4 protein-coding genes are annotated in these 5,973 nt (G+C 44.3%); all 4 read right to left on the reverse strand.

What is annotated here, in order from left to right; genetic code table 11:
* Positions 1-149: 149 nt before the first annotated feature.
* The 4 genes from ACYVRZ_RS12885 to ACYVRZ_RS12900 all read right to left on the reverse strand — a co-directional run bounded on the left by ACYVRZ_RS12885 (position 150) and on the right by ACYVRZ_RS12900 (position 5,724).
* On the reverse strand, positions 150-1,229 hold the full coding sequence (locus ACYVRZ_RS12885; protein WP_461227431.1) for a class C sortase: 1,080 nt from the start codon (positions 1,227-1,229) through the stop codon (positions 150-152).
* 73 nt (positions 1,230-1,302) lie between these two features.
* Positions 1,303-2,307, reverse strand: coding sequence for a SpaA isopeptide-forming pilin-related protein (locus ACYVRZ_RS12890; RefSeq protein ID WP_461227433.1), 1,005 nt, complete (start codon positions 2,305-2,307; stop codon positions 1,303-1,305).
* Between the two features lie 5 nt (positions 2,308-2,312).
* Entirely contained in the window at positions 2,313-3,035 is a 723-nt protein-coding gene (locus ACYVRZ_RS12895; protein ID WP_461227435.1) for a pilin N-terminal domain-containing protein, read from the reverse strand.
* Positions 3,028-5,724: a SpaA isopeptide-forming pilin-related protein gene (locus tag ACYVRZ_RS12900; protein ID WP_461227437.1), complete on the reverse strand. Its 2,697-nt coding sequence runs from the start codon at positions 5,722-5,724 to the stop codon at positions 3,028-3,030. Before ACYVRZ_RS12900 ends, ACYVRZ_RS12895 begins: the two co-directional genes overlap by 8 nt.
* Positions 5,725-5,973 lie beyond the last annotated feature (249 nt).

Raw genomic sequence — 5,973 nt, forward strand, 5'->3', positions numbered from 1 at the left:
TGAGCGCGCTCGAGCTCAGCGACGAGCTGCCAAGGTAGTCGTAGCCAGCTAACTCAACTCATCAAAGATAACAGTTCATCTCACGGTGTCGTGCCATGGGGTGGCTAACTTGTTCTTGCAATTTGCGGTATTAAACAAATTTTAAAATCTTAATGATATTCTTTTAATTGAAAGCTTTTATCCCGAATTTTTTTGACATAAGCCTTGTACTTAGTCCGGCCAAGTGGCGTGACAATTGCGACTCGATAATGATTACCAGGCAGGCTGATGTCAGTCACCCCAGTTTGATCTGATTTAAAAGAATGTATATGTCGACCTCGTTTCACCACGACTTGTGTGGCTTCAGCCGGTACTTCCAGCAAATAATGCTTTCGGCCAAGCATCAAACTGCGCATTACGAAACCGATCAGGCCTAAAATGATCACCGCGCCTAAAAGTGCGACAATTAGCTTTAATTTGTTCCACCAAACCGCCCAACTTGAGGCCTCGTCATCTGCCTTAACGTAAGGAATTCGGCGACCCGTTATCAACAATCGATGAGAATTGATCATATAAGGCGTGCAGGTCATTAAGGTCACAAGATCCTGTCCCGGCACAATTCTTAGCTGCCGGGTATCACTTGGCTCAATAACCTGGCGCTTAAAGACTTGGTAAGCCAATTTATGATTGCCTATGCTAATAAAAAACTTGTCGCCTTTTTTTAACGCTGGTACTCGGGTAAAAAGTTCAGCGTTTGGCACACCACGATGCGCTGAAATGACAGCATGGGTATTTTTACCACCAGTTGGATAACTTGTACCATCCAATAAACAGGCGCCAAATTGTAGAAGCCAATCGCTTGTATGATCAAAAACCGGCAGACTAAGGCCAATTTTGGGAATCGTCAACTGAGCAACTGTCTGACGAGTCAAGATTTGTTGATTCCGTTTTGCCGCTGTTTTTGCGGTTCCTTGATCATTAACGGCATGATTAAAACTGGCAACGCCGGGCATTTGCTGACTTGCTGCCAACTGTTTATTTTTTTGCAAATACTCGTTATATTCCCGCCGCAACACCATCTGATTCTTCCGCGCTTCTTGTTGTCGATACTTGTCGATGACTTGCTGATTTTGGTGAGAAACGTAAGCATCACTTGCAAATGGATAGCATAAAACACCAAAACCCGCTAAAAGAAGGCATCCAATCACAATATCAATCAAGCCTAAAGGTCGACGTGTTCGTTTTGTCACTCTGATTACCTCGCCATATCAAAACAAGAGCGCCATCGACGCTCTTGCTTGACTCATTTATCTTATTAACTTTTTAGAAACCATTGCGGCGCTTGCGATAGGCAACTGCTCCAAATGCAATTAAGGCAACGCCCAAAATCGCAAAAATGAATGTGCCAGTGCCACCAGTATGTGGCAGAATGCCGCTTGGTGCATCTAGAATGTCGCTAGACGAATTATCAGCTTTAAAGTCTGTATTGGCAGCAGCATCATAACCATCCGGCACGTTTGTTTCAACTGCCGTGTAAGTCGTGGTGTTATCAGCAAATCCATTTAAGCCAAACTTACCGCTCTTATCAGACGTGAAAACAGTAGCATCGCTTTCAGCAACCCACGTCAATCGATAATTGTTGGCCAATACATCGATAAATCCTTCGCCGATGCTGACGCTTTGACCATCTTTGTCTGTCAACTTCAAAAACTTGCCATCACTATTGCTAATCTTAAAGCCGGCTCCTTCAAGCACTTCTTTAGTCTCAGCATCTTTCTTAACAAAAGTGCGCTCATAGGTGGTCTTTTGAACATTCTTTGGGTAGACATAGACATTCCCGTCGGCTGCTGCCTTGGCTGGTAAGGTTAACCAGAAATCGGCAGACGTGTTATAACCAGCTCGCGGATTTGTTTCATGGAAAAGATAGACAGCAGCACGAGTCTTACCACTGGCATCTTTTGATTGGGTTGGCAATGCTTGGGTTAGTTGCCCCTCGTCATTAGTCGTACCGGTTGCGACAACCGAAGTACTATCAAAACTGCCTTTATAATCCTTAGGCGATGTCCAATAATTGTCTGTCACGTTGTAAATGGTGAAATCAACGCCTTGTAAAGGCTTAGCACCATCGCCGGTCCAAATTTGATCAGTCGCACGATCAATGGCAGTAACATCTTTTTCAAACCCGTATTTAGTAAGGACAACGTTTTGTGTTGTCGTATCATTCGTATCTGCTTGAACCCGAGTGCCATTAAACCCGATAACCATCAGTAATGTCATTAGGATCGTGCTGGTTAATGTCAGCACTTTCTTGGCAATTGTCTTTGTCATTCTTATCACTCCCACTTATTAATTTTTTGTTTTTTCATGTTAAAAGCAAGTACTGTCGCGAAAATTATCAACCCGAGCGTTGAAAGCCAAGCTGCAACTGTATCACCCGTTTGTGGCAACAATTGACGTGTTTTCTTTGGAACTTTTTTGGGGGCGTCGGTGTGACTACTTACCATTTTGTTCTTAGGAAATAAATCAATGCGTGATTGATTCCCATGTTGAAGGTTGCTTGACATGACAACCACAAGATTCTGACTGGCTCCAATGTTCTTGGGTGCCGCTGTTTCTTTAAAAAGATAAACCGCAGCATGCTGCCCCTGTCGGAGTGGTAAATCGCCAAAGTATGCTTCTCCCTGACCAGTCGTCACAACCTGTTCGATAAGGCTGGAGCTAGCAGGCTGATAGCTATCTTGACTCAACGTCGTTTGTGCTGCTTCAATCGCACCGCCATTTTTGGAGACAAGCTGCCAAAAGTCAGCGGTCACGTCATAAACTGTGAACGTCACACCGTTTAACGGTACATCTGCCTGCGAAAAGTCGGGTTTTGTTGTCCCGTTATTTGCTTGTTGGGTTGGCAAGGTATCTTTAAACAACAGCTTATGCAACACAACATCAACAGTGGTCGGCACAGTTGCCGCCTGTGTCTGCTGCAACGTTGTCGTTGCCAAACTGACTAGTAGTGCCAAGCAAAAGGTCAAAATCACTAACGGACGGAAGGATTTAGTCATGTTGCTTCACCACCCATCGCTTTATCAAAACAACCAGTAATAAAAGGAACGCTGCGCTGATCAATCCCAGTGCGATACCAAGCAATCGCTGATAGCCCTGACCACCTGTATGTGGCAAAATTGCAAGTGGCTGATTAATCGCCTGCAAAGTGATCGTGCTGCCATCAATCGCTAATGTGTATCCGTTCTTACTTTCGCCCGGCTTCAATGCCTCACCGTCAATCGTGACGGTTGCCTCTTTACCAGTCGTAGCTACCTGAATGGCAATCTTTGCAGGATTGCTTTGATAGCCATCTGGTGCTTTTGTTTCTGACATCGTATAGGTACCATCTGCAATTAATTTTGTCGCAAACGCTTGTCCCTCAGATGTCGCCGATGATGTTATCGTCTCAGATTCCCCAGCACTTGGTTGCAGGGTAAACGCTGCACCTGCAAGATATTGGCTTTGATTATCCTGTTTGATGACCCGCAAAGTCATGGATGGCTTTGGTTCATCGTATTTCGTTAGCGTCAGAATTTGCTGGTGATCCCCGGTCACCGTAAAATCATCTGACTTATCACCAACAGGATTCAAAGTCTGCTGGCCATTAATAACACTCCCTGATGTCACGTTGTCCTTTGTGCCATGGTATTGCCATTGCCCATCAGACGTTAGCTGAAAAAGATACGTTGTCCCATCAAGTTGATAACCTGTAGGTGCTGCAGCTTCCTGAATACCGTAATACCCCGGCGCTAGTGCCTGCAGATCCGTTGACGTGATGGCGTTGGTTTTGGATGCCTGCTGAAAACTGTTATCGCTGTACTGGGTTAAGTTAAACTGCATGGCCTTCAACTGATCTGCTGATAAATCAGTACCATCGGTTGTTTTTTTCTGAAATTGAAAACCATACTGCTGATTTGTCAAAGTCAACGTTGCTGTTCGCTGATCCATATTTTGAGAACTGATAAACGAACTCAAATCAATTCCCGAGGCATCTTCACTCTTAACGACATATGAAAAACTTTGACCCTGATTGTTATACGCAGGTGCCGTAAGGCTAGCTTTCCAGTTATCAGCTTTTTTAAGGACTAAGGTCTGTTGCCAATTTGGATCAAGCGAACCGTCAGCCACTTTTCGCTGCACCGTGACGTTGAGCGTATCCGGTAACGATTGATTGCTTAACTGGCGCCATTGCTTCTGCACATAAACTGTAGTTGCTGGTGCCCTGCCTGAAGGAATCCCAAAGTCAACAGCGGCAGCGCCCGCTTTTGGTGTCAACAATGTTTCACCATTCATTTGGTACCAAAAATCAGGCTTGAAGCCAGCATCCTCTGTTTTGATCCAGACTTGATAATGGATTTGAACTTCCTGATCCTGACCCAAGTTCATGTGATTCACCGTCAATTGACCATCTTGGATCGCCGCACTTGGTAACTCACTTGCTGGCACAGTTTGCTTGCCGACACTCGTAACGCTCGCCTGGTTGTTCGCATATTGAAATTGCGTACCAATCGGGTCTGTGATCGTGCCGTCGGTGACAGTATTAAAGTTTTTGATAATGTCCTTTGCCTGATTGTTCAAATAAGCCTCAACAGCATCGGCACTATCAGCATCTTTGTATAAATCCGGTGAACTGGTAATAAGTTGCATGTTTTGGCGTATTTCTTCTTTTGTCATGTAGGGGTCGTCGTCAGCCAATTGAATGCCTAAAGCGTGCACCTCATTACCACTATCTTTTGCTATCTTGGCCTCACCCAATGTTGCTGGCCAAGTATCATATATGCGATTACCTGAACTATCGATGTACGGCCATCTCAGTTGTGCGGTATCTCCTGGTTCATCTCTTCTGGATTCAAAATTAATGCCATACAATGTGCCATTTATCCACTCTGAATTTATCACCTTGTTAGAAAAAGTCGGCACGCCATCAGTTAACAAAATCATCATTTTTTTATTGCCACTGGTGTCCGCATTCAGCATGGCTGATCCTTGCCGCAAACCAATCTGCGTATACGTACCCCCTTGAAACTTTGGACTCAATGCACCATTAATCGCTTGTTGATGACTGGTATTCCCTGCTTTGCCTAATCCGACACTAATATAACCCGAGTTGCCTCCGATATAACCGGGACTAGAAAACCCAATTAAGCCAACATTGACGTAATCACCTAGACCGGCGTTTTGAATAGAATTCAAGAAATTCTTAACGCCAGTACGAACAGCACCAGCTCGATTCGTGCCACTGCTGTTTGACTCCATTGACCCAGACATATCAACAACTAAGACAATATCTACAGGCTTGACATTTTGCTGTGTATTGCCTTTGACATTCAAATAAACGTCGTACAATCCAGGGGTATTCGTCTCTTTAGCATATTTTCGAATCTGATAATCCGGATTATTGGGATCACCAAATTTCAGGTAAGAATTCGTGGTATTAGTCGCATCACCATCCCATGTTGTATTGGTATCCCACCCTGAAACTTGATCCCCGCCACGTTGATTGATTACATTTTGTTGTCCCGTGACCTGCCAAGAATTTGTTGGATAGGTACCATTAGCATCGGTTTGATAGGTTGGGCGAATGTTAGCAGCGGCTGTCACAACTGAACTGTCACTTGTCACTAAGCCTGTTAACATACTCATCAAAATCAATAAGACCGCGAACAAATGCCCAGTTCTCGCCACTTTAGCTGTCATCTTCGTCACATTTTCATCCTCCTCTCAAGTGAAATTTTAGCCACTGACAGTGCAATCATTCATGCGCTTACAACTCGAAAGTTTTGAGCTATAGACTGCACAAATCAAATTTACACTAATTAGATTATACCTCAATTTTCAAGTCAAGTGCAACGATGATAACGAATTCTTGATAGTGGTCTAGGCTGTTACGCCATGCATCGGTAGTAATCGCATGGGCGAAGATAGTTCAGAATACGTCTGGGACGATGGTTCAGT

The sequence above is a fragment of the Lacticaseibacillus suihuaensis genome, from assembly GCF_054785075.1.